Source organism: Ferrigenium kumadai (genome assembly GCF_018324385.1).
GTDB lineage: Bacteria > Pseudomonadota > Gammaproteobacteria > Burkholderiales > Gallionellaceae > Gallionella > Gallionella kumadai.
The window spans coordinates 1,357,381-1,382,265 of the sequence record NZ_AP019536.1 but is presented as its reverse complement, the minus strand read 5'-3'; the positions used below and the strand labels follow the sequence as shown (position 1 = coordinate 1,382,265).

At 59.7% G+C, this 24,885-nt stretch carries 22 protein-coding genes and 3 tRNA genes; 15 read left to right on the top strand and 10 right to left on the bottom strand.

Annotation, left to right across the window (positions count from 1 at the left end; genetic code table 11):
• Window positions 1-8: 8 nt before the first annotated feature.
• The 3 genes from FGKAn22_RS06620 to FGKAn22_RS06610 form a co-directional block, all read right to left on the bottom strand.
• Window positions 9-719 carry an MbcA/ParS/Xre antitoxin family protein gene (locus FGKAn22_RS06620; RefSeq protein WP_212784840.1) on the bottom strand — a complete coding sequence of 237 codons (711 nt, stop codon included), beginning with the start codon at window positions 717-719 and terminating at the stop codon, window positions 9-11.
• An 86-nt stretch (window positions 720-805) separates the two neighbouring features.
• A complete protein-coding gene (locus FGKAn22_RS06615) occupies window positions 806-1,540 on the bottom strand; it encodes a UPF0149 family protein (RefSeq protein WP_212784839.1) in 735 nt (244 codons plus the stop codon).
• Between the two features lie 50 nt (window positions 1,541-1,590).
• Window positions 1,591-3,447 carry an ABC-F family ATP-binding cassette domain-containing protein gene (locus FGKAn22_RS06610; RefSeq protein ID WP_212787173.1) on the bottom strand — a complete coding sequence of 619 codons (1,857 nt, stop codon included), beginning with the start codon at window positions 3,445-3,447 and terminating at the stop codon, window positions 1,591-1,593.
• A 160-nt stretch (window positions 3,448-3,607) separates the two neighbouring features.
• On the opposite strand from FGKAn22_RS06610, the gene FGKAn22_RS06605 reads away from it, so the two are divergent.
• The 12 genes from FGKAn22_RS06605 (at window position 3,608) to FGKAn22_RS06550 (ending at window position 11,952) form a co-directional block, all read left to right on the top strand.
• On the top strand, window positions 3,608-3,814 hold the full coding sequence (locus FGKAn22_RS06605; protein WP_212784838.1) for a hypothetical protein: 207 nt from the start codon (window positions 3,608-3,610) through the stop codon (window positions 3,812-3,814).
• A gap of 160 nt (window positions 3,815-3,974) precedes the next feature.
• Window positions 3,975-5,750 (top strand): type IV pilus assembly ATPase TfpB, encoded by a 1,776-nt coding sequence (tfpB, locus tag FGKAn22_RS06600; RefSeq protein WP_212784837.1) that lies wholly within the window; start codon window positions 3,975-3,977, stop codon window positions 5,748-5,750.
• A gap of 156 nt (window positions 5,751-5,906) precedes the next feature.
• Complete coding sequence (acpP, locus tag FGKAn22_RS06595) at window positions 5,907-6,140, top strand: acyl carrier protein (RefSeq protein WP_212784836.1); 234 nt, start codon at window positions 5,907-5,909, stop codon at window positions 6,138-6,140.
• 37 nt (window positions 6,141-6,177) lie between these two features.
• Complete coding sequence (fabF, locus tag FGKAn22_RS06590) at window positions 6,178-7,410, top strand: beta-ketoacyl-ACP synthase II (RefSeq protein WP_212784835.1); 1,233 nt, start codon at window positions 6,178-6,180, stop codon at window positions 7,408-7,410.
• A 14-nt stretch (window positions 7,411-7,424) separates the two neighbouring features.
• Window positions 7,425-8,234, top strand: coding sequence for an aminodeoxychorismate lyase (gene pabC, locus FGKAn22_RS06585; protein WP_212784834.1), 810 nt, complete (start codon window positions 7,425-7,427; stop codon window positions 8,232-8,234).
• On the top strand, window positions 8,231-9,211 hold the full coding sequence (mltG, locus tag FGKAn22_RS06580; protein ID WP_212784833.1) for an endolytic transglycosylase MltG: 981 nt from the start codon (window positions 8,231-8,233) through the stop codon (window positions 9,209-9,211). The genes pabC and mltG overlap by 4 nt, the downstream gene beginning before the upstream one ends.
• Window positions 9,208-9,810, top strand: a complete 603-nt coding sequence (gene tmk, locus FGKAn22_RS06575) for a dTMP kinase (RefSeq protein ID WP_212784832.1) — start codon at window positions 9,208-9,210, stop codon at window positions 9,808-9,810. The genes mltG and tmk overlap by 4 nt, the downstream gene beginning before the upstream one ends.
• Window positions 9,811-9,853: 43 nt before the next feature.
• Window positions 9,854-10,810, top strand: a complete 957-nt coding sequence (gene holB, locus FGKAn22_RS06570; RefSeq protein WP_246487350.1) for a DNA polymerase III subunit delta' — start codon at window positions 9,854-9,856, stop codon at window positions 10,808-10,810.
• Between the two features lie 2 nt (window positions 10,811-10,812).
• The gene (locus tag FGKAn22_RS06565; protein WP_212784830.1) at window positions 10,813-11,610 is read left to right on the top strand and encodes a TatD family hydrolase; all 798 of its coding nucleotides are present in this window, start codon (window positions 10,813-10,815) and stop codon (window positions 11,608-11,610) included.
• A 38-nt stretch (window positions 11,611-11,648) separates the two neighbouring features.
• Window positions 11,649-11,724 (top strand) — tRNA-Gly (locus FGKAn22_RS06560).
• Window positions 11,725-11,781: 57 nt separating this feature from the next.
• A tRNA-Cys gene (locus tag FGKAn22_RS06555) sits at window positions 11,782-11,855 on the top strand.
• Between the two features lie 7 nt (window positions 11,856-11,862).
• Window positions 11,863-11,952 (top strand) — tRNA-Leu (locus FGKAn22_RS06550).
• Window positions 11,953-12,069: 117 nt separating this feature from the next.
• On the opposite strand, the gene FGKAn22_RS06545 is transcribed toward FGKAn22_RS06550, so the two are convergent.
• From FGKAn22_RS06545 to FGKAn22_RS12585, 7 genes are read right to left on the bottom strand one after another with little or no spacing between them, the layout of a single operon-like run.
• On the bottom strand, window positions 12,070-14,046 hold the full coding sequence (locus tag FGKAn22_RS06545; protein WP_212784829.1) for a pilus assembly protein: 1,977 nt from the start codon (window positions 14,044-14,046) through the stop codon (window positions 12,070-12,072).
• Window positions 14,047-14,104: 58 nt separating this feature from the next.
• Window positions 14,105-16,420, bottom strand: a complete 2,316-nt coding sequence (locus FGKAn22_RS06540; RefSeq protein ID WP_212784828.1) for a pilus assembly protein — start codon at window positions 16,418-16,420, stop codon at window positions 14,105-14,107.
• Window positions 16,421-16,439: 19 nt separating this feature from the next.
• On the bottom strand, window positions 16,440-16,979 hold the full coding sequence (locus FGKAn22_RS06535) for a hypothetical protein (protein WP_212784827.1): 540 nt from the start codon (window positions 16,977-16,979) through the stop codon (window positions 16,440-16,442).
• Between the two features lie 2 nt (window positions 16,980-16,981).
• A complete protein-coding gene (locus FGKAn22_RS06530) occupies window positions 16,982-17,974 on the bottom strand; it encodes a PilW family protein (RefSeq protein ID WP_212784826.1) in 993 nt (330 codons plus the stop codon).
• Complete coding sequence (gene pilV, locus FGKAn22_RS06525; protein WP_212784825.1) at window positions 17,971-18,540, bottom strand: type IV pilus modification protein PilV; 570 nt, start codon at window positions 18,538-18,540, stop codon at window positions 17,971-17,973. Before pilV ends, FGKAn22_RS06530 begins: the two co-directional genes overlap by 4 nt.
• Window positions 18,537-19,070, bottom strand: coding sequence for a GspH/FimT family pseudopilin (locus tag FGKAn22_RS06520; protein WP_212784824.1), 534 nt, complete (start codon window positions 19,068-19,070; stop codon window positions 18,537-18,539). Before FGKAn22_RS06520 ends, pilV begins: the two co-directional genes overlap by 4 nt.
• 6 nt (window positions 19,071-19,076) lie before the next feature.
• Entirely contained in the window at window positions 19,077-19,523 is a 447-nt protein-coding gene (locus tag FGKAn22_RS12585) for a type IV pilin protein (protein WP_212784823.1), read from the bottom strand.
• A gap of 250 nt (window positions 19,524-19,773) precedes the next feature.
• Here FGKAn22_RS12585 and glk point away from each other — a divergent pair, with 250 nt between their 5' ends.
• The 3 genes from glk to glgA are packed head-to-tail and all read left to right on the top strand — an operon-like array spanning window position 19,774 to window position 24,843.
• Entirely contained in the window at window positions 19,774-20,778 is a 1,005-nt protein-coding gene (gene glk / locus FGKAn22_RS06510; protein ID WP_212784822.1) for a glucokinase, read from the top strand.
• 53 nt (window positions 20,779-20,831) lie between these two features.
• On the top strand, window positions 20,832-23,393 hold the full coding sequence (glgP, locus tag FGKAn22_RS06505) for an alpha-glucan family phosphorylase (RefSeq protein WP_212784821.1): 2,562 nt from the start codon (window positions 20,832-20,834) through the stop codon (window positions 23,391-23,393).
• Window position 23,394: 1 nt separating this feature from the next.
• Window positions 23,395-24,843 (top strand): glycogen synthase GlgA, encoded by a 1,449-nt coding sequence (gene glgA / locus FGKAn22_RS06500; RefSeq protein WP_212784820.1) that lies wholly within the window; start codon window positions 23,395-23,397, stop codon window positions 24,841-24,843.
• The last annotated feature ends 42 nt before the right edge of the window (window positions 24,844-24,885 follow it).

Here is a 24,885-nt window from a genome sequence, read left to right as displayed (position 1 = left end):
GCCGAGGGTTATCTGGCAGTGTAGAAGATCGCATCCAGCATGCCTCTGATGCGGCTTCGTCCCTTCTCTGAAAATAGGAAATCTACCGGCTTCCTCCTGCCCAGTGCGATTTTCGGCGTGAACATCCAGCGATCAACTGCGGCGGGGCTGCCCAAGACAGACGCGGCGTAATTGGACAGTTCAGCAATCGCTTCTCTGTCTACCTCAACCTTCTTCACTTCCCTCATGCCGGCGTCGGACTTCTCGACAGGAAGAGTCTTCGTGCAAGCGGGATAGCTCGTGCATCCCCAGAATTCCGGATTTTGCACATTGTTCTGCCGGAGCCCCTTAAAGAGATTTTTTTCCCGTCTCTTGCGAATGACCATTTCCGATCCGCAATGAGGGCAGTACTTCACGTCCTTGGGAAGAAATGAGATTGCCGGCCGAATTCCCCTCTTGTCCACGAAACACAACAATTCGTTAGGAACGGCCCCAGTCCAGGACCAGCGGCCATCCTCTTCTTTTCGGGCGCCATGCCGGAGCGCGTAGTCTTCCAAGGCAGACGGAACTGTTAATTCGTGACGTATCCCATCAATTATTTGGCCCAGCCGAATAAATTCTTCATCGGGAGATATGGCAATGTCTTCAACGGCTTCGTCGCGAATGTTCAAGTCTGATGATGATCCACCAGCCACCTCGTTAAATGCCCTGCCTGTCTTCGTATTATTGAACTGCGGCATTTTTATGTTTTCTTTGCTTCCTGTTATTGAGCGAAGGCGAAATCATCCGTACGACGGTTGTGCCTCGCTGCATAGATCAAGCTACCTCAATGCAATACGGCCGCCCCGCAACACTTCTTGAACTTCTTCCCGCTGCCGCATGAGCATGGATCGTTGCGCCCGATCTTGGGTTGGTCACGCTGAATTGTGCTGGCGGCCATGCGCTCGAACACCGGTTTTCTGACGGGCTGCCAGTACCGGTAGATCCAGGCCACGCTCGCGGGAATCTGTTTGCCGATTTCCTCGCGCTGCTCGGGTGTCTCGGCGAGCGCGATCTCTTCCGGGGTGACATCGTCGGAGCCGAGCAGATGGATGGGCCGAAGGACTTTTGCTCCGTCGGGATCGTCGAAAAGCGGCTGCCAGTCTTCCCGGCATAGCGCGATGCCTGTCATGAAGCCATGTGCCCACATCTCCCCATCGGCATATTCGCGCGGGTTGTCCTCATAAACCAGCGTGTCGAAGATCGGCTTGTGTGCATCCGGATCGTTTTGCAGGCTTTCAGTGATGCTGTTCAAGTGGCGAATGATCAGGTCGAGGACATGCTGGGCCTGTTCCAAGGTCTCGAACGCAGGCTCGTCGCTGGCTTTGGGTCCCCAGACTCTCGGCAGCCATTGGCTGGGTTTTAATGAAGTCGGCCCGATAGCGATGGCGGTCAGGTAGCCATCAAGCGTGTCCAGCATCATCGTCTCGTCCGAGGTGATGTCCGACAGCAGGAAGCGATTGAACTCCCCTATCTCTTTGGGAGATAGGGCGAACGACTGGGAAGCGGCGGGTTGGTTCATGGTGCTCGGCCAATAATGGAAAACGGCATTTTACGGCGAGACCATCAAAACTACACAGCTTCTTCCAGGCTCATCTCCAGTTCCAGCCAGCTTTCTTCGAGCTCCGCGACCTTGGTTTCCAGCACTATACGCCGGGCATTCAGGTCGGCGATGAAGTCGTTGTTGCAACTGCTATAGGTGGCGGGGTCGGCCAGCTTGCCGTTGATCTCGGCCAGTTCGGCCTGTGCCTTGTTCAGGTCGGCTTCGAGTTTGGTCTGTTTCGACAGCAGGGCTTTCTTCTTTGGCTTGGGGGCGGCGGTTTCCTGTCTGGGCTTTTCCGGCTGCACCTGCGCCGTCTCGCGCGGGCGGCGCGCTTCGATCCAGGATCTGTAGTCCTCAAGATCGCCGTCGAACAGTTGCGCCTTGCCGTCGGCGACCAGCCACAGTTCGTCGGCCACGGCGCGGATCAGGCTGCGGTCGTGGGATACCAGCACCACCGCGCCGGTGTATTCCTCCAGCGCGAGCGTGAGGGCGTCGCGCATGTCCAGGTCGAGGTGGTTGGTGGGTTCGTCGAGCAGCAGCAGGTGCGGCTTCTGCCAGGCAAGCAGTGCCAATGCGAGGCGGCTCTTCTCGCCGCCGGAGAAGCTTTCCACCGGGCGATCTTCTTCGTTGCCGGCGAGGCCGAAGCGGCCAAGGAAGGTGCGCAGCGCGAGTGTGGTTTCCTTCGGTGCGATGCGTTCCATGTGTTGCAACGGTGTGGCCGCGCTGTCGAGGTTTTCCAGCTGGTGCTGGGCGAAGTAGCCGATGCGGATGTCCGGCGTGAGTTCCAGCTTGCCGGTGGTGGGGGCGAGTTCGCCGACCAGCAGTTTGATCAGCGTGGATTTGCCCGCGCCGTTCGGGCCGAGCAGCGCGATGCGCGCGCCGCTGCGCAACATCAGGTCGACGTTCTGGAACAGCATCTTGTCGCCGTAGCCGAAGCCCATTTTCTCCACGCGCATGAGCAGATCCGGGCTGCGTTCCGGCGCTTCGATCTCCAACTCGAAATGGCCGTCGGCGACATGCGCCGGGGCGATGCGTGTAAGCCGCTCCAAGGCCTTGATGCGGCTTTGCGCCTGCTTGGCCTTGGTGGCCTTGGCGCGGAAACGGCGCACGAAATCCTCCATGTGCGCGATCTTTTCCTGCTGGCGCTCGTAGGCCTGGTTCTGCTGCGCGATGCGTTCGGCGCGGGCACGCTCGAAGTCGTCGTAGTCGCCCGCGTAGTTGTCGATCACGCAGTCGTGGACATGCGCGATGCGGTTGACGGTGGCGTTGAGGAATTCGCGGTCGTGCGAGACCAGCAGGATGCTGCCGGGGTAGCGCGACAGGTATTGCTCCAGCCAGAGGATCGCCTCGAGGTCGAGGTGGTTGGTCGGCTCGTCGAGCAGCAGCAGGTCGGCGCGGTGCATCAGCGCACGGGCCAGATTCAGTCGCATGCGCCAGCCGCCTGAGAAACTGGTCACTGGGCGCTCCAGCGAGTCGGTGGCGAAGCCCAGTCCGTTGAGTAGCTGTGCGGCGCGTGCCGGAGCGCCGTAACCGTCGATGGCCTCGAACTGGTGCTGGGCCTCGAACCATGCGGCGTCATGCTGTTCGCGCGACAGGATCTTTTCGAGTTGGCGCAACTGCACATCGCCGTCCAGCACGAACTCCAGTGCGGGCTGATCCGAGTTGGCGATCTCCTGTTCGACGAAGGCGATGGTCTTGCCGCTCTGCATCGAGATGTCGCCGCCGTCGGGCTTGAGTTCGCCGCGGATCAGGCGGAAGAGGGTGGATTTGCCGCAGCCGTTCTTGCCGACCAAGCCGATGCGCTGGTCGGCGAATGCCTGCAGATTCGCCTGCTGGAATAGCGGAATCCCGCCCTGCAGGAAGGTCATATTCTGAATATTGAGCATCGCGCCATGATAGCAGAGGGGGCGGTCCATCCGGCTTGCAGCGCATGGGATGTGTCATGGGGTAGGGGGCATAAAAAATATTAAAGGTTTCCGTATCCTTGCCGATAACCCCTAGGTTGTTCAGGGAAGTTGTGTTCATATCACCAATAAGGAGAGCGTAATGGCAATCAGTTCGGTTAATTCGGGCAGCAACTATGTGTCCCAAGTGCAGCCCCAGCCGCAGACTCACGCTGAGCGAGTTGCGGAAAAAGAGAATGACGGTGATCGCGACGATGGCGGCATGGCGGCGGCAATGAACGCTCCATCACAACCCACCGTGAATACCAGCGGTCAGACGGTCGGCTCCGTCATCAGCGTCAAAGCCTGATCCTTATCGGCAGGTTTGACTTAAAGCAGCGGGCATCATGCCCGCTGTTTTTTTGTCCCTCACGAATCCCAAGTGCCCACCGGCCGATGTCAGGCTGTGAAGCATTTCCCCTCAGGCCCGCAAGCCATTAGACTTATGCCATTCCATCCGGGGGCGTGCCATGACCAAAGAGAATTTCATCGCCGCACAGCAGGGGCAGAAGCTGACGCTGGAGTTCGTGCTGCGCTGGCTGGTACGGGACGATATGGTCCCGGAGGCGGAGGCGGAGAGGTTGCTCCAAACCCATAAGAGTGCGCACGTGCATCCTCTGGTGATTGTTGGCGAGCAGAAATGGCGCAACGCCTTGCCGCCCAACAAGATCCTTACCATCGAATTCCTCACCGAATGGCTGGCGGCACATCTCGGCATGCCGCATTTTCATATCGACCCGCTGCAGCTGAATTTTGGCGGCATCGCCAATATCGTTTCCAAGTCATACGCCGAGCGCCTGAAGATCATGCCGGTCAAGGCGGGTGAGGGGGAGGTGACTATTGCCACGGCTGAGCCGTTCGTCACTGACTGGGTGGCGGAGTTGGAGCGAGTGCTAAACCTGAAAATCAGGCTGGTGCTGGCCAGCCCGCTCGACATCAACCACTACCTGCCGGAGATATACAGCCTCGCCCAGTCGGTGCAGCTCGCCAACAAGGCGAAGACGGGGCAGGTCATCGGGGTGCAGAATTTCGAGCAACTAGTCGAACTGGGCAAGAACAAGAACCTGGATGCCAACGAGCAGCATGTGGTGACGCTGGTGGACTGGCTGTTCAAATACGCCTTCGAGCAGCGCGCCAGCGACATTCATCTGGAGCCTCGCCGCGACCTCGGCATCGTGCGTTTCCGCATCGACGGGGTGCTGCACCAGGTCTATCAGTTGCCTTCCAGCGTGACCAATGCCATCACCAATCGCATCAAGCTGCTGGGGCGCATGGATATGGTCGAGAAGCGCAGGCCGCAGGACGGGCGCATCAAGACCGTGAGCGCGGACGGCGACGAGATCGAGCTGCGGCTTTCTACTATGCCGACAGCCTTCGGCGAAAAGCTGGTGATGCGTATCTTCGACCCGGAGATCCTGGTCAAGAATTTCGCAGACCTCGGTTTTTCGCGCGAGCAGACCGCGCTGTGGAACGACTGGACGCGCCAGCCCAACGGCATCATCCTGGTGACCGGCCCGACCGGGTCTGGCAAGACAACTACGTTGTACTCCACGCTGAAGCAGCTCGCCACGCCGGAAGTGAACGTTTGTACCGTGGAAGACCCGATCGAAATGGTCGAGCCGGCGTTCAACCAGATGCAGGTGCAGCACAACATCGGGCTGAATTTCGCCGACGGCGTGCGCACCCTCCTACGGCAGGACCCGGACATCATCATGGTGGGCGAGATCCGCGATGTGGAGACCGCCGAGATGGCGATCCAGGCGGCGCTCACCGGGCATCTGGTGCTGTCGACGCTGCACACCAACGACGCGCCTTCCGCCATCACCCGCCTGCTGGAGCTGGGCGTGCCGCCCTATCTGCTGAGCGCGACGCTGCTGGGCGTGATGGCGCAACGGCTGGCCCGCACGCTGTGCCCGCATTGCAAGGCGAAGGGTGAGATCAGCGACGAGACCTGGCAGGAGCTGGTCAGTCCGTGGAAGGCGGTTAAGCCGGCGCAAGTCAACGTCGCCACCGGCTGCCTGGAGTGTCGCATGACCGGTTATCGCGGTCGCACCGGCATCTACGAGATGCTGCCGCTCAGCGCGGAGATGAAGAAGCTGCTGGTCAAGGATGCCGAGCTGAACAAGATCAAGGCCCTGGCGCGGCGCGAGGGAATGAAGCCGCTGCGGCTGAGCGGGGCGGAAAAGGTGGCGGCGGGGTTGACCACGGCGGAGGAGATCATCAAGATCGCGCCGCCGCTGGATTGAGGCGCCTACCGGGCTGGCACATCCCCGTTTTAGGGCTTCTGGACAGGCTTTTCGGGGTGGGTTGGCAGCATTAGCAAGTAGTGATTTGGAATTCCGGGCATATTTGATACAATGCGCGGGCTTTTTTGAACTTTAATCAAGGGTAGGAGAGAATAAATGTCTATTGAACAACGCGTTAAGAAGATCGTTGCTGAACAACTCGGTGTGAATGAATCCGAAGTGAAGAACGAGTCTTCCTTTGTCAACGATTTGGGTGCCGATTCTCTGGATACCGTTGAGCTGGTTATGGCTCTGGAAGAAGAGTTCGAGTGCGAGATCCCCGACGAAGACGCAGAAAAGATCACCACCGTTCAGCAAGCCATCGACTACGTCCTGGCTCATCAAAAGTAATTCATCTTCTCCTTTCTGTTGCTAAAACGGAGTCAGTTTGTCTAAACGTAGAGTAGTCATTACCGGACTGGGGATCATCTCCCCGGTCGGGACGGGGATTCCCACGGCTTGGCAGAATATCGTCGCTGGGACATCGGGTGTCACCAGGATCTCCCACTTCGATCCGAGCCAACTCGCTTGCCAGGTTGCGGGCGAGGTCAAGGACTTCGATGTGATGCAGTACCTGCCCGCCAAGGATGCGCGCCGCATGGATCGCTTCATCCATTTCGGCTTGGTGGCCGGTATGGAGGCATTCAAGGACTCCGGTTTGCAGGTCACCGAGCAGAACGCCGAGCGTATCGGCGTGAACATCGGTTCCGGCATCGGCGGCCTGCCGATGATCGAAGATACCCATAACGACTATCTCGCTTCCGGGCCGCGCAAGATATCGCCATTCTTCATTCCGGGCACCATCATCAACATGATCTCCGGAAACCTTTCGGTGATGTATGGTCTGAAAGGGCCGAATCTGGCGATGGTCACTGCCTGTACCACCGGGACGCATTGCATCGGGGAATCGGCGCGCATTATCGAATACGGCGATGCCGATGTGATGATCTGCGGCGGCGCCGAGGCGACGATCAGCCCGCTGGCAGTCGGCGGCTTTGCCGCCGCGCGCGCGCTGTCCACACGCAACGACGATCCGGCGACGGCCAGCCGTCCGTGGGACAAGGACCGCGACGGCTTCGTCATCGGTGAAGGTGCGGGCGTGCTGGTGCTGGAAGAGTACGAACACGCCAAGGCGCGCGGCGCGAAGATCTATGCCGAACTGGCCGGTTATGGCATGAGCGGCGATGCTTATCACATCACTTCCCCGAACAGCGACGGTCCCAAGCGCAGCATGTTGAATGCATTGCGCAACGCCGGACTGAATCCGCAGGATGTGGATTACGTCAACGCGCACGGCACATCCACGCCGATGGGCGACAAGAACGAGACCGAGGCGATCAAGCTGGCTTTCGGCGATTATGCGAAGAAGCTGGTGGTGAGCTCGACCAAGTCGATGACCGGCCACTTGCTGGGTGGCGCTGGTGGCGTGGAATCGGTGTTCTGCGCGCTGGCGGTGCACCATCAGATCGCTCCGCCTACGATCAATGTCTTCGAGCAGGATCCGGAGTGCGACTTGGACGTCTGCGCGAATGCTGCCCGTAACATGAAGATCGACGTCGCGGTCAACAACAACTTCGGCTTCGGCGGAACCAACGGCTCGCTGGTATTCCGTAAGATCTAACCTTATCCCTCGCGATGCTGGTCAACGGTATACCCGGTAACACGATCAGCATCCGCGATCGCGGATTGCTCTATGGCGACGGGGTGTTCCGCACCCTGCGCGCATCCCAAGGCAAGGTACAGCACTGGCCTCTGCACTACCAGAAACTTCAACATGACTGTCATGCGCTGGGCATCGCCTGTCCCAGCTTCGACCTGCTTTCCGCCGAACTGGGCGAGTTGCTTGTCCGCCATCCGGACGGCGTGGTGAAACTGATCGTCACACGCGGCTTAGGCATGCGCGGCTATGTCCCTCCTGCAGGCGGCGAGCCGACGCGCATCTGGGACGTCTCGCCGCTGCCGCAATATCCTTCCGATAACGTAACGCGAGGCATCAAGGCCAGGGTCTGCGACCTGCGATTGTCCGCCCAACCGCGCCTCGCGGGCATCAAGCACCTCAATCGCCTGGAGAATGTGCTGGCCGCGGCGGAATGGGATGATGCGGAGATCGCGGAGGGTTTGCTGCTGGATGCCGATGGCCATGTCATCGAGGGCACGCGCAGCAACCTGTTTCTGGTGGTGCATGGCGGATTGGTCACGCCTGACCTGTCGCGCTGCGGCGTGGCGGGGGGGCAGCGGGAGCGCGTGATGGCTTGGGCTGTTCAGCATAACGTATCGCTGCAAGTGCGCGATGTCTCGCTGGACGAGGTGCTGCAAGCCGACGAATTGTTCCTGGTGAACAGCATCATCGGTCTGTGGCCGGTACGTGAACTTCAACAGCGTTGCTGGGATGCCTTCCCGCTCGCGGCGAGGATTGCACAATATCTGGAAAGCGGGGAAGCATGATTCGGCGTTTGTTTACCACTCTGGTGTTGTTGTCCGTGCTGGCTGGCGGCGCGTTGGGCTATTACGCCTGGCGGCCGATGCCGCTGCCTGAGACACCATTCGCATTCGATCTGAAGCAGGGTAGCAGCCTGAAGGGTATAGCGCGCAACTTGCAGGAAGCCGGCTTGCTGCAACAGGACTGGGCATTCGTGATACTGGTGCGTTTGCTGGGCCAATCGGCTGAGATCAAGGCGGGCAGCTATGAGCTGAGCCAACCGGTGTCGCCGCTGGAGCTGGCGCGTATTATTACCCAGGGCGAGGTCAGCCTGCGCCAGGTCAGTGTCATCGAGGGCTGGACCTTCCGCCAGATGCGCGCCGCGCTGAACGCCAATCCCGACATCACGCATGACACATTGAACCTGACCGATGCAGAGATCCTGCAGCGCATCGGCGCACCGGAAAGCCACCCGGAAGGCCTGTTCTTTCCCGATACCTACAATTTCGCCGCGGGCAGCAGCGACCTGACCATCTTCCGGCGCGCTTACCAGGCGATGCAGCAGCGCCTGCAGACGGCGTGGGAGGCGCGCGAACCCGGCTTACCGCTTGAGACTCCATACCAGGCGCTGATCCTGGCCTCCATCGTGGAAAAGGAGACCGGCACGCCTAGCGACCGCCCGATGATCGCCGGCGTGTTCGTGAACCGCTTGCGCAAGGGGATGCTGCTGCAGACCGACCCTACCGTGATCTACGGCTTGGGGGAGCAGTTCGACGGCAACCTGCGCAAGCGCGACTTACTTACGGATAATCCCTACAATACTTACACCCGTCCGGGGCTGACGCCGACGCCGATCGCGCTGCCGGGCGTGGCTGCCATGCAGGCTGCACTGCACCCGGCGCAGACCGACGCGTTATACTTCGTGGCACGCGGCGACGGCAGTTCATATTTCTCCAGCAGCCTGGCCGAGCACAACCAAGCGGTTAACCAATACCAGAAATGAGCAAATTCATTACATTCGAAGGCATGGACGGTGCTGGCAAAAGCACCCACCTGGCGTGGTTCGCCGGCGCTTTGAGTCAGCGCGGTATCGATGTGGTCATGACGCGCGAGCCGGGCGGCACGCCGTTGGGCGAGCAACTGCGCGAGATGCTGCTGAACCAGCCGATGAACATAGGCACCGAGGCGCTGCTGATGTTCGCAGCGCGCATGGAGCATGTCGAGGAAGTCATCAAGCCCGCGTTGCGCGCCGGCAAATGGGTGATCTCGGACCGTTTCAGCGATGCCAGCTTCGCCTACCAGGGCGGCGGCCGGGGCATGGACTGGGACAAGCTGACCCAGCTTGAGCAATGGGTACACGGCGACCTGCAACCCGACCTGACGCTGTTCTTCGACGTGCCGGTCGAGGTGGCACGGCAGCGCCTGTCCAACAATGCTTCGCTCGATCGTTTCGAGCAGGAGCAATCAGAGTTTTTCGAGCGAGTGCGTGCTGGTTACCACCAGCGGATCCGTCAGAACCCGCAGCGCTATGCCGTGATCGACGCGGCGCAGCCCATGGATGCGGTTAAACATCAACTCGAGAAGATCGTTTCATCTATTTGATATGGAAGGAATATATCCATGGCAAAAAGGCGACTGGGCTCGCTTGCGGGAATTGCGCAAGCGCCCGCCGCAAGGTCTGCTGTTCAAGGGACCCAAGGGCATAGGCAAGCTCGACTTGGCGATGCGCTTTGCCCAGAGCCTGCTGTGCGAACACCCGGATGAGTCCGGTTTTGCCTGCGGAGCGTGCCCTTCCTGCCACTGGTTCGGGCAGGGATCGCATCCGGACTTCCGCCTGCTGCAGCCCGAGGCGCTGAGCCTCGACGGCGAGGAAAGCGACTCCGGTAAGAAACCCAGCAAGCAGATCTCCGTCGACCAGGTACGCGGCCTGAGCGATTTCCTCGGTATGACCGCGCACCAGGGCGGCAGACGCGCGGTCGTCATCCATCCTGCCGAGGCGATGAACACCAATGCCGCGAACGCGCTGTTGAAGAACCTCGAGGAGCCGCCGCAGGGGCTGCTGTTCATACTCGTGTCGCACAAGCCGCAGCAGTTGCTGCCGACCATCCTGAGCCGCTGTCTGTCTTTTGCGCTGGCTGCGCCCGATGCGGCGAGTGCGGAGCGCTGGCTGGCGGAGCAGGGGGTGGAACGCCCCGCGGATGCGCTTGCCGCGTCCGGTTTCTCGCCGCTGCAGGCTGTGGCGCTCGACGAGCAGCTGGGCGGCGAGGAGCGCGACAAGCTGCTGCGCGCCGTGCGCCAGCCCGCCGCGCTGGACGTGTTCGCACTGGCCGAGGCGCTGCAGAAGACCGAGCAGGTGCTGGTGGTGCAGTGGTTGCAGCAATGGAGCTACGACCTGAGCTCGATGAAGCTGGCGGGCAGGCTGCGCTACCATCCCGGCGAAGAAGCTGCTATCCGGAAGCTGGTCGAAGCCGTCGAGCCGCTGAACCTCGCACGGCTGCAAAAATACCTGCAGACCGCGAAGCGCGAGGCGCAGCACACGCTCAATCCCAAACTGTTCCTCGAATCCCTGCTGCTCTCTTACCGTCAGCTCATGCTCGAATAACCATGCCTTTCGTCGATTCCCACTGTCACATCAATTTCCCCGACCTGGCTGCAAACCTTCCCGATGTGCTGCAACGCATGCAGGACAACGAGGTAGCCGCCGCGCTGTGCGTCTCGGTCAACCTTGCCGATTTTCCGCAGGTGCTGGCGCTCGCAGAACAGCATCCGAATGTCTACGCCTCGGTCGGCGTGCATCCCGATTACGAAGGGGTAGAGGAGCCCAGCGTCGCGCGTCTGGTCGAGTTGGCCGCGCATCCCAAGGTCGTCGCCATCGGTGAGACCGGTCTGGATTACTTCCGCCTCAAGGGCGATCTGGAATGGCAGCGCACGCGTTTCCGCAACCATATCCGCGCCGCACGAGAGAGCGGCAGGCCGCTCATCATCCATACCCGCGAAGCGGCAGCGGATACCCTGCGCATCATGCAGGAAGAGAATGCCGCGGAAGCGGGCGGCGTGATGCATTGCTTCACCGAAACGTGGGAAGTGGCGGAGGCCGCATTGGCGATGGGCTTCCATATTTCATTCTCCGGCATCGTCACGTTCAAGAACGCAAAACAGATCAAAGAGGTCGCGCAGCGCATGCCGCTGGAGCGCATCCTGATCGAGACCGACTCCCCTTATCTGGCACCGGTGCCGCATCGCGGCAAGCTCAACCAGCCGGCTTACGTGAAGCATGTCGCCGAAGAGATCGCGGCGTTGCGCGGCATCACGCTTGCCGAAGTCGGGCAGCGTACCACCGAGAATTTTTTCAGATTGTTCGAGCTAGAAAAAAATGATGAAATTTTTGCGCGGGGATGTTGACATCGATTTGAGAATCCCTATAATGCGCAACTCGTTTTGCGGGAATAGCTCAGTTGGTAGAGCGCAACCTTGCCAAGGTTGAGGTCGAGAGTTCGAGACTCTTTTCCCGCTCCAAATCCCAAGGGAAAGCAGCAAAGCTTTCCCTTAATCATTTAAGCCAGTGTGCAGCACGGCGCGATAGCAAAGCGGTTATGCCCCGGATTGCAAATCCGGTTAGTCCAGTTCGACTCTGGATCGCGCCTCCAGATACCCGCCCGGGTGGTGAAATTGGTAGACACAACGGACTTAAAATCCGTCGAGGCTTAACCCCTCGTACCGGTTCGATTCCGGTCCCGGGCACCATCCGTGATAGCGTCCATTAACCTGTTCCGCAATTCCCCTGCAGTAAGTCTGATCGACTCGCTTCCCTTTCCAAGAAAATCAAACATTGATTCTCCTGGAAATCGGTGTGTCGTTGCCTCATTTATTATTCAAATACCAGTAAGTTCTGATCCGGTGGGTTGAAACGCTGATCGGAGGCTTCTGTCCACCCAGGGCAGACAGGCAGTCCGAGCCGACGCATTCCGGATTGCCGCCGCCGATCAGGAATGGGACACGTATGGTTGTTCCATCGGGTTTTCTGATCTCGACCACGCCGGATACGGGCGAGGGGGGCAATCCGCCACCGGCGAATACAACGTGACTGTATTGGGCGGTCAATGGTTGGAGGCGGTATCCTTTTGCGATACCCAAGGATGAAGTGCACGAAGTCGTGGATGGTTCAGTGGGCTGGTTGGTACCGAAGAAAACATAGCCTGCGGTCACCAGCGGGGCATTGACGACTTTCTCGCCATTGGCGAGGGTGATCTTGTAGCCGTTGGCGCTGCCATTGTAAGTCGCACTCGTGGCATCGAACAGGGTATCCGAGGTAATCGGGGTCATGCCCGTGGCATTGTTCCCGGTAAACATATCCTTCAGGAAAAACACCCGGTTGGACTTCTGGCTGTCGACATCGACATAGAGCGGGTGTTCGCGATCCCCGGTGCCAGCTATGACGGCATCATAGGTGGTGGTGCTGATCACTTCGGGCGGAAAGAAAAACTTGCGGGGTGCGGGAGAGGTGGGAATGGAGCAAGGCCCCGAGCCGCACCCCAGGGCGGCAAGTTTGTGCACGCGCCAGTTGTCCGGGGTTGAGAGTCCTGCTGGCTCAAGATCGACGCGCCAGATATTTCCGCCGGTGTCGCCTGTATACAACCGATCAATGAATCCATCGGCGTTCTTATCCATCAACGTGATATCCGAGGGAATGCTGTAATTCATGCCTTCAACCAGGCAGGATGCTTGCATTGCGGTTCCTGAGCAAGTTGTGCTGCCGATTGTTTGCGGGATAGCTTTCCATACCACTGCGCCGGTAAGAGCATCCAGAATGAAAATCCCTCGACCCATGGTATCCGCTACGGTCGGCGGGTCGACGTCTTCATTGGGGTCGTAGCCTGCACCGAAGATCACCACCGGATTGGCGTAGCCGGCAACCTTTGCCACTTTGGGCTGAGACCAGGTCTGGCCGAGTTCGCTCATGTCGGTTGAGGTGTTGTCTTTTTTCCACAACAGGGTGGGGGCGGTCGGGTTGGTGACGTCCAGGGCATAGATGAGTCTGCCGCCGCGGCGCATCGACAGGTAGAGTACAGCCCTAAGCGTCGTGCCACTGCCATTCACCAGCTGATAGACCCCAGAGATCCCGTCAACGAAATAATCCTTTTTGGCCGGGGGAGGCAGGATTCCAGGCGGTGTCGAAGGCAGGTTTAACTGCGGGCTATTGGTGCGCAGTCGGTTGAATTTGGGGAGCATCTCGCTCGGGATGAAGCCCCACAACTCGCTACCCGGAGCAGGCAGGGTGCTGCCAGTCGGGTTGGTTTGATTGCCGTTGATGGCATGGAAGACGCCGCCGTTATCGCCATAGAACACCACTACACCTGTCGAACCGCCGTAATTGAGTACAGTGGGGCGGGAGTGCAACACGTCGCCGTGCACCGAGGGACGGATGTTGACTGCGCCTCCGGGGCCGGTCTCATCGCCATAGTTGTCTTCACCGCGGATCCAGTGGATCAGAGAGGTTCGATTGGGCGTGGCTCCTCCCCGAGTGGCAGTCATGGTTGCACCGCCAACGCCGGCAGCTGGCGTCGCTGGTGTAACGGTTATGGGGTAATCGAAGGTGTTGGCCGTCACATTCGAGATGGTGAAGCTGCCGACATAAGCGCTCTCATTCGTTCCCGGCGTGCCGCTGATGACGATCGTGTCGTTGCCGGAAAAACCATGCGCCGTTACCGTGGCCGTTGCGGTAGCGCCTGTCCGGGTCAGGCTGGTAACGTTCTTGGTGACTGATGGGATACTGGCCGTGATGATGCCGGTGGCCGGGGTGGCCGGCGAGATGGTGGTGGTGAAGGTGAAGCTCTTCACGCTGGGGATGCTCGTGATGGTGAAGGTACCGTTGTATTCGGGAACCGTAGTTCCAGTGCTATCCACGACACCGGTCAGCGTGACGGCTCTGCCCGTACTGTAACCGTGATTGGAGCTGGTCGTTACCGTTACCGTCGTTTGGCCCGCAGTTCGCACCACCCCCGGGGGAGACGCGCTCGGTGCATTGATGGTTACGGTGGACATGCAGGGCGACGGGCAGGCGCCGGTCGCTTTCTGAGTGCTGGTGGAGGTGCTGCCAGCGGGGATACCGGTTTTCCGTGGCACTGATGGTGAAGGTGAAGGTATCGGTGGTCGCGTTGGTAATCGTAAAAGTGCCGTTGTATTCGGGCTGATTGGCGCCACTGAGCGTTACGGTATTGCCAACGGTGAAACCATGGGCCAGCGATATGGCCGTCATGGTGGTTCCGCTGCGCGTGAGCAGGAGGATGCTCCTGGGAGTGCCTGGTTTGCTGGCCGTATAGGTGCCGGTCGCCGGTGTTGGCGGATACTCGGCTATGGGATAGGTGAAATGGGTGGCATCTGTCACTGCAATGGTGAAAGTGCCGTTGTAGTTATCCGGCGTAGCATTGGCGATGGTAATGGAATCTCCGGTCGTGAAGCCGTGGTTGCCTGCGGTAGTGACGGTCGTCGTGGTGCCGGAGCGGGTAAGGTTCGTGATGTTCACGCTGCTTGAACCGCCAAACATCACCGCAGTGATATTGGTATTGGCGGTGTCGAAGGCATTGGCGGCATTCGTCAGATCCGCATTGCAACTTGTCCCGCTGGGGCAGTAGGTATACAGCTTGCGCGGGTTGGTCGTCGCCCCAGCCGGGTCCGAGTAATCGTCGGAGAGGTTGGTCAGGCGGATGCGTTGTCCCGCGCCACCTTTTTCCACCAATTCCCCGTCCGGCAGGTCGAACCCTTTGCCTGCAGAGTTGAGCATGCTCGGGTAGTTGATCCAGAAGCCCCCGGTGGCCGGGTCAACGGTGCTGACGGGATCGGTTGCGCAGGTCTGCCCGTTGGCGGCCAACAAGGCCTGCTGCGTGGCGGTCAATGTTCCGGTGTAGTAGGGGTTGTCGGTTCTTGAACAAGTCCAGAAGCTGACTGCGTTGGGCGAGAGGAATCCGGTGCCGGAAGAATCGAGTGCCGGATTGCCTATACTGTCGCCTAACTGCAGGCTGCCGGTAGCGGGATCCAGAATGAACGAATATTGCTTCAGGTTTCCCGCCCATCTCGGCAGCGCACCGGCATCGGGGCGGAACATGCCCATGTAGATCTGGTTCAGGAAAGTCCCTTGGGCATTCGAGCTGACGGGCAGGCTGGAGGAGGAGAAAACGCTGTTGACCGCCTGCACCTCGTTGAGGATCTTCAGGATGGCGACCACCAGGCTGCTGTAGTCGTTCGTGGCGAAATATTTGCCAGCGCCATATCGCGCCATGTTGGTCAGGAGCGCAGCATATTCGGACTGGCAGCTCGCGCCGAGAATCCCGACGGTGTATGTCGTGATGTTTTGGACGCCGGTCGGAGTACTGTAGAGGTCGGCCTGATTCATATAGCGCGCCCACTCGTCGGCGTAGAAGCCTTTGGTCTCGTGGGCTGAAGTCGGGAAGGTGAAGGCACCGCACGATGTGCTTACTCTATTGGTGATCAGCGTCTTCTGGGCTGCGGTTACTCCCGGGGCATTGTTGAGAGCGTTGCTAGCGGAGTCGGGAGCGTCGCCGGGGGTGCCGGAAGAGCTGAATGAATTCCCGATGAAGATCACGAAATTCTTCTGGCAACCGGCAGGAGGTTTGATGTCCGCATATGAACGCCCGGAAAGTCCGGTGCTGCCATGGTAGTAGGCCCAGGCCTCCTGCATGGTTGCGGCTGTGGCTTCTCCCGACGCCTTGATAGCGCCGTTTCCCGTTCCACCCGTGGTAGTCCACGATTTGATCCAGGCCAGCAGTCCCGGTTTGTGGGCGGCATCCATGGCGATCAGCGGTTGGGCCAGACAGCCTCCCGTGGAACTGACGGCACCGCAGTTTGCATTGTTCACGTCGCGGATATTGTTGCTGTTGTACACCATTACGCCGATGTTGACCCGGGCGCTGCCGTCCGGATTGACAGGGAGCCCGTTGACCACGTTGTACAAGGCGCACTGCTCAATGCCGCCCACCGAGCCGCTCATGGCCGTGGCTACGCCATCGATGATGCAAGTGGAGCCGGCCGAACTTGAAGAAAAATTGGCGGCGTTGTCCAGCACAAGCAGCACGTTGGGCACGTTGCCAAGGATGCCCAGGCCGCTGTAGATATCGATGTCTTCTGCGTCGCACGGAATTGAATATCCGAGCAAGGCAGCCAACATGCCGCTTAGAATGAGCCGTATCTGATTCATGATGAACTCTCCGCTTTAATCAAGGGCATTCCGTTCCAACCGGAACGCGCATGGATACCCCCTGGGTGCTGGTGGCATTCGCTCCGGTGCGGTTGTCGGTTACTTGCGCCTGAACTTCCCATTGCTGCAGATAACACCAGGACGGCCCTGTGCCAGCCGATGCCACTCCCGAGACCATCAGCCCCGTCTGTTTGGCCGTGGCGCTGCTGATACAGGGAACGTCGGCGGGATTGGCAGGATTGAGCTGGGTATTCGTAACCGCCAGGGAGCCAGTACATCTCGGCTCCGGTACGTTGGCCGTGTAATCGGAAGTGCCGTCGTTGTTGATGTCCACTGCGATGACTTGCGAGACGGGATTGGTGGTGAAGTTGGTGCTGATCACCTGCTCGGTCGCATTTTCTGCAGCGGTCGCCGTCTCTTCCTGCATCTGCGTATTGCCGGCGATGCGCGTGTTGACGTTGCTTGCGCGAAGGGCAGACATGACCAGCAGGGTCAACACCACCAGCATGACCAGCCCCACGATCAGGGTTTGTGCGCGCTGTTTGTTCCTGGTGTTCATGGCTATTCCCTCCGCCCGCTGGGATTGACGAGGCGCACCACCTGGCTGTAGACATGGCGCATGTATGGCCCGCCTGGCGTAACCGTCCCCGCTCCGCCCAAGGCGTAGGTTTTGGTGTCCGTGTAACCGGCGGTCGGGTCGTTGTTTCGCACCAGCAGATTGACGCGGATCGCCATGACATTCCCCCAGTCGTCAACGGTTGGAGTCGTGGTATAGGTGGCTGGAGAGCCGCTGGTCGACGATGCTGCGACGCCGTAATCGAATTGCATGTCTTCGATGCCTTCTACCAGCGGAATGGTAGTTTGGGCGCCATCGATGAATTCCACCATTTTCAGGGTGGGGACGGTGTCTGCGCTGCCGGTGCAAACGCTGCAGCTGCTGATGTAATAGAGACGAACGATGTATTTGTGCAACGGGGCCAGGGTGGCGCAGTCTTTTTGTTTCAAATTGAACCCGCTCGTTCCAAATGCGAATGCGGAGGTATCCGTATTGCACCGGGATACCTGGAGATAGGTGGTTCCCGCAACGGCACCACCTGCAGCGATGGCGGGTGTAGCCGTCCGCCGCACGACCAGAATCGATGTTCCTGCCAGGCGATTGGTTACACAGCTTGGAGTTGTGGCGGCCCCGGTATAGCCATAGACGGGCACAGGAACCCCTTGGGTGCCGGAATCCCAGCCTTGGTTGGCTGCAGTGATGTCACAAGGATCGGCAGGCACCGCGTAGGAGGTGGTGAGTGGGGGAGAGTATTCACCGTAATATCCTGCGAGTTTGATGTCGTTACGCAATATCTCCATGGCATAACGGCCGTTCTCGATTTGCCGGCTGGTTTTTTCCAGTTCAGTACGCGAGCTGCTCTGCCGTACGATCAGAGTCGTGATCCCGGCCAGCAGGATCAGTCCGATGGTGAGCGCGACCATCAGTTCCACCAGCGAAAAACCAGACTGTGGCGCTGGTGCAGAAGAGTTATCCAGTTTGTGGGGGAAGTTCATCATGGCGCGGTCAGAGTGGCAAATCTTACGGGCAGGCTCACTACGCGCCGCATGGCTTCGCTGCCATACAGCCCCGCCCCGCAACTCAGGCTGGCAGGAGGGGGGGCGCTGTCTCCCAGTCCTTGCCAGGCCACGCTGATCACAGCGATGCTGGTGGCAGCATCGTAAGTAATGCAGCCCCGCCCCCCCACCAGGGTTCCGGCAGAGCCCAATCCCGCTTGTTGTTCGCTTGCACCTTTCAGGGCATTGCTCCATTCGCACAGGTCGCGCGCAGCGATGGTGGCACTGGCTGCGCAATCGGCAGCGGCAGGTTGCCCATCGGCCGGGTCGCCTATGTTCGTGATTGTGTAACTTGCGACATTTGTGCGGTTGGCGTTGATGCGCCCGACCATGTCCTGCAGCAGGACAAGCGCCTGCACACGTTGGTAGGACTCCATCTCGGAGCGTTGGGATTGCATCATCAGTCCGGCCAGCCCTAACAAGCCCACCAGCAGGATGATGAGTGTCACCAGCACTTCGATCATGCTGGCGCCGGACTGTTTGAACAGGACATCGCGGGAGCTGTTCATGGGCAGGCTCCCACTTTGCTGTTCGGTCGTCCGCTGAGGTCGATGCTGATACATCGCACGGCAGTGCTCGAAGTGCTGCCGATCTCGAAGGAAGGTACCTCGGCGGCAGTGGCAGCAGTGAGACGTCCGTTGCCTGCATAGGCGAGGCCGCCTGCCGGGCAGGCAACGGTAGAACTGGGAGAGCCTGACTTGCAGGTGATGGACAGGCCGGATAGCGCGCTTTGTTGATTCAGGATGGTGCCGTCAGGCGCCGTCACTGACCAGCCGTTTGTCCATGCGCCGCCTGCTGGGGCGACCGTTACCGGGGCGGCACGCTTGATTGCCTCGCTGCGAGCCAGGGTCAGTGCGGACATGATATCGAATGACGCTGTCTTGATCCGCTGTCCGGCCACGAACGCACGGTATGAAGGAGTCGCAATCGATGCGAGTATGGCGACAACGGCGATGGTGACGAGCAACTCGACCAGAGTAAAGCCAGGCAATCTTGCCCTTTGCGCTGCAACGTACAAGAACAAGGAATCTGGCTTCATGATCGGTTACCAGCACACCGCCACAGTGCCGGTGCCGCTCACACCCTTTGTTCCCGCCTGATCGATGCTGATACTCCCACACTTGGTGTCGTTGGCCGCCTGATTGCCAGTCGGGACAGCGGTAATGGTATAGCCGGGCGGGATGGCCGTGACGGGGATGGGCTCGGTAATGGTGTAGTTTCTGGAAACATCTGCAGGAACGGCAACGCCAAGCGATGCCAGGGTCGTCGCATATTGGCGCGCATTCAGCATATATTGCTCCTGCTTGTTGGCCACGCCCATGATGAAGCTTTCGGCCGCGGCGCGATTCGACTTGACGGTGTATTGCACATAGGAGGGATAGGCTATGGCAGCCAGTATGCCAATGATGGCCACAGTGACCATCAGTTCGATCAAGGTGAAACCTCGCTGGAGTCGCCCGCTTGCAGGAGTTTCATTACATGTCATATTCATGCTGTCTCCCTCTATGCGTGGCCAGTAGTGATAAAGGATGGCTGTTCTACTGGCATAGGTGATTGCAAATGTAGCAGCCTTATCCAAGCGTATTAATACCAGATTTGCTGTATTTATTCATTACCTATAGCAATCTGGTGCGGTGATGCCCTCATACCGGTTTCCGGTTCCAAGCTGTTAGAATCCAATGCACTCGGGAAAGATGCGAGTTCGACTCGCCACCTTGGCAACCGGAGACAGCACACCTAACATGCAATCGACATCTGTCAGAGTATTGAGCGGTGACATCGGCGCTACCAAGACGCGTCTCGCTGTCGTCGATATCAGCGGCGCACATCTGAGCATCGAATGCGAAGCCATTTATTCGAGCCGCGATTACGCCGGTTTCGACATTCTCCTGGGCGAATTTCTTTATGGGGTCGAGAGGACTGACCATGCGGCATTCGGCATCGCCGGGCCGGTGCAGGGCAGGGAGGCAAGAACCACGAATCTGCCCTGGCACATCGATGCCGATGCCTTGCAGGAACGCTTCAGCTTTGCACGCTGCACTTTGCTCAACGATCTGGAAGCGACAGCCTGTGGGCTGCCTGCGCTCGGTGCGGAAGACCTGCTGACTCTGCAATCCGGCGCACCGGATGCCTGCGGCAATGCCGCCGTGATCGCGGCTGGAACGGGCTTGGGCGAAGCAGGCTTGTATTGGGACGGGGAGGGTCATCGGCCCTTCGCCACAGAAGGCGGGCACTCCAGCTTCAGCCCGTCCAACGAGATGGATGTCGCATTGTTGCGCCATCTTCAGCAGCGATACAGCCACGTCAGCTGGGAACGCGTGGTCTCCGGTATGGGCTTGGTCACTCTGTATGAATTTCTCTCACTCTATCGTCAAGCTACCGTGCCGCAATGGCTGGCCGAACAGATGGAAAGCGATGATGCGGCTGCGGCCATCTCGCAGGCGGCACTGTCCGGTCGCGACGACATCTGTCGTGAAGCGCTGGACTGGTTCGTGCGCCTGTATGGCGCGGAAGCAGGCAATCTCGCGCTCAAGGTGATGAGCCGCGGCGGCCTGTACCTGGGCGGGGGGGTCGCGCCGAAGATATTGCCGCTGTTGCAGGAGGGCGGGTTCCTCGATGCCTTCCTCGACAAAGGCCGGATGCGTCCGTTGCTGGAGGCCATGCCGGTGCAAGTGATCCTGAACGACCGCGCAGCGCTGTATGGGGCGGCCTTGAGGGCGGCGGCAATTGAAAAGCCTGCGCTATAATCCGCGCTCTGGCGCCAACACCATTTCGATTTCTTTGACTGGGTGATTTGATCATGGAAAAAAGCACTTCCTATGTTTTGCAAGTCCGGCCCAAGGTTCCTGCCCGCTTGGCCCGCCTCGAAGAACTCGCCAACAATCTGTGGTACAGCTGGGATCGCCCGACCCGCGCGCTGTTTGCGCGCTTGCACCCCGGTCTGTGGAAGGCTACGGGACAAAGTCCGAAGGCGTTTTTGAAACGCGTGGACGAGCAGCGTTTAGCGGATGCGGCGGAAGATCAGGTGTTCATCGCCAATTTCAATCGCGTACTGGCGGATTACGACACCTACCATGCTTATCGCCAGCCGGCTGGCGGTTCGAACTGGCTGCACAATGGCGACCTGGTGGCTTACTTCTGTGCCGAATTCGGTTTCCATGAGAGCTTCCCGATCTACTCCGGTGGCTTGGGCATTCTGGCTGGCGACCATTGCAAGGCGGCGAGCGATCTGCGTTTGCCGTTCATCGGCGTCGGCCTGCTGTACCGCCAGGGTTATTTCCATCAGACCATCGACGGCGACGGCAACCAGATCGCCACCAACAGCGATTCCCATTTCGAGGATCTACCCATCATTCCGGCCAAACGCGCGGACGGCTCCGAGGCCTATACCGTGGTGGACCTGCCGGGGCGCAAGCTCAACCTCAAGATATGGCAGGCCAAGGTCGGGCACATCACGCTTTATCTGCTGGACACCGACCTGGAAAGCAACAGCCCGCATGACCGCGATATCACCCACCGCCTGTATGGCGGCGACAAGGTGATGCGCATCGAGCAGGAGATCGTGCTCGGCATCGGCGGCGTGCGTGCCCTGCAGGAGCTCGGCTTGAAGCCGACCGTGTGGCACATCAACGAGGGGCATGCGGCATTTCTGGTGGTGGAACGGATCCGCCAGAAGATCGTCAACGAAGGTCTGGATTTTGACTCCTCGCTCGAATGCGTAGCGGTCAACACCATCTTCACCACGCATACCCCGGTACCGGCCGGGCACGACCATTTCAACGAAGGCATGGTGCAGGCCTATTTCGAGCACTACTACCCGGAACTCAAGCTGAGCCGCGACGAATTCCTGGCGCTGGGGCGCACCAAGGATAGCCCGGACTTCAACATGACGGCGCTGGCCCTTCGCGGTACCCGTTTCCACAACGGCGTGTCGCGTATCCACGGCGATGTGTCAGCGAACATCTGCGGCGACATGTGGCCGGAGATCGAGCACAAGGAAAATCCGATGACTTACGTCACCAACGGCGTGCATGCGCCGACTTTCCTGGCGACGGAGTGGATCGAGGTGCTCGAGCGCCACCTCGGCCTGGAGTGGAGCGTGCGCATGAACGACGTGGAATTCTGGGAGGACGTCGAGCGCATCCCCGATCACCTGTTCTGGAGTGTGCGCCAGTCGTTGAAGGCAAAGATGCTGAACATGGTTCGCGAGCGCATCAGCGCGCAGCACTTCCGCAACCATGGTTCCGAGGCGCACCTGGACCGCCTGCTCAAGTACGTCAATCCGGAGAATCCCAATATTCTCACCATCGGCTTTGCGCGCCGCTTCGCCACCTACAAGCGCGCAACCATGCTGTTCGGCGACCTCGACTGGCTGCGCGAAATCCTCAACGACCCGGAACGCCCGGCGGTGTTCATCTTCGCAGGCAAGGCGCATCCGGCGGACATTCCGGGGCAGGATCTGATACGCCGCATCACCCAGATATCCAAGATGCCGGAGTTCATCGGCAAGATCCTGCTGGTGGAAGGGTACGACCTCGCGCTGTCGCGCAAGCTGGTCTCCGGCGTGGACGTGTGGCTGAACAATCCGCTGTATCCGCTGGAGGCGAGCGGCACTTCCGGCATGAAGGCGGGGATCAACGGCACCATCAACCTGTCTGTGCTGGACGGCTGGTGGGGCGAGAGCTACGACGGCAAGAACGGCTGGGCGATCAAGCCGCTGTCGGAATCGCTGAGCGAGGAGGCGCGCACGCGCGAAGAGATGCGCACCCTCTACGAATTGCTGCAGGACCAGGTCGTGCCGCTGTACTACGAGCACAGCAAGATGGGTTTCTCGCAGGGATGGGTGAAAATGGCCAAGCATTCGATGGCGTCCATCATGCCGCGCTTCAACTCCAAGCGCATGGTGGGCGAATATCTCGCCAAGTGTTACCTGCCGGCCAGCCAGCAGCATCGGCTGTTCAAACAGAACCAGTACGAAAATTCGCACGCCGTTGCCGAATGGAAAGCGCGAGTCCGCCATGCATGGACAGGCGTCACATTGCGCCGCCTGGACAGCGAACGCAATGAGATCAACTACGGCGAAGGCCTGCGTTTCGAAGTCGGCATCAAGCTCAACGGTCTGAAGCCCGGCGACGTGGTCGTGGAAATGCTGCTGGGCTTGCAAACCAAACGGGAACGGTTGCAGCAACTGCGCCGCTACCGTTTCGAATCCACCGGCACGACGACGGATGCGGGCGAGGACGTGTTCGCGCTGGAGATCGTGCCGGAACAGTGCGGAAAACTGGAATACCGCATCCGTGCCTATCCCTATCATGAGCTTCAGACCCATCCGTTCGAGTTGGGTATGATGCGCTGGCTGTAACATGAGAGTTCTGTTCGCCACTTCCGAGGTTGCGCCGCTGATCAAGACCGGTGGCTTGGCGGACGTTAGCGGTGCTTTGCCCGCCGCGTTGCGCGCCATCGGCGTCGACGTGCGGGTGCTGGTGCCGGGCTATACGCCGGTGCTGGCGCAGATGCCGCAACACACGGTCGTCGCTAGATTCACCGGCTTGCCGGGTTTTCCCGCCGCGCGACTGCTGTCCGGCGAAACCGAGAACGACGTGCCGCTGCTGGTACTGGATTGCCCGGAGTTGTATCAGCGAGAAGGCGGCCCTTATCAGGATATCGACGGGCAAGACTGGCCGGACAACGCCCTGCGTTTCGGCCTGCTCTCCAAGGTCGCCGCCATATTGGGCAGCAGCGCATCGCCGCTGGACTGGCATCCCGACCTGGTGCATTGCAACGACTGGCAGACGGGGCTGGCACCGGCCTACCTGCGCTTTGCCCATGGCGTGCCCAGCGTGATGACCGTTCACAATTTGGCGTTTCAGGGCATCTTTCCTCCCGAGACACTGCACGAACTGCACTTGCCGCCATCCTGTTTCGGCATCGATGGCGTCGAGTATTACGGCAATCTGTCGTTTCTCAAGGCAGGCCTGTTCTATGCCGACCACCTGACCACCGTCAGCCCGAACTATGCGAGGGAGATCCAGCAGGAACCACTCGGCTTCGGCATGCAGGGATTGCTAAGTTTGCGCCGCGACAGCCTGACCGGCATCCTCAACGGCATCGACATGCACGAGTGGGATCCGGCAAAAGACGCCTATCTCGCCCACCAATACAGTGTCGCCCACATGGTCGGCAAGACCACGAACAAGGAAGCCCTGCAAAGAAGGATGGGCCTGAACCTCGGTGCGGAAGTTCCGTTGCTCGGCGTGGTCAGCCGGTTCACCCACCAGAAGGGGCTGGATCTGTTGCTAGAAATCGTCCCGCGGCTGGTCGGGTTCCCTGTGCAACTTGCCATGCTCGGCACGGGTGACGCGCAATTGCAGAACACCGCCCGTGAATTGTTGCTGCGCTATCCGGGACAGATCGCCGTGCACATCGGCTTTAGCGAAGAGCTCTCGCATATGATCGAGGCAGGGGCGGATATGTTCGTCATGCCATCTCGCTTCGAGCCCTGCGGCCTTAACCAGTTGTACAGCCAGCGCTACGGCACGCCGCCCATCGTCCACGCTACCGGCGGCTTGGTCGATTCGGTGGTGGATGCCAGTGCGCAGACACTGAAGGACGCCACCGCGAGCGGTTTTGTGTTCAGCGGCATGAGCGCTGATAACCTGTTTGGGGCAATTCGGCGTGCGGTGGAGTTGTACCGTGAAGCGCCGAAGTGGAAGGCGCTATGCAAGAATTGCATGGGTAAGGATTTTAGCTGGCAGCGCAGCGCCGAGGCCTACCGGGACGTCTATCTCAAGGTATTGAAGCAATTGCCTTAAGTCTGTTGTAAACCGACAAGAATGGTCGGCTAATTATAGGCC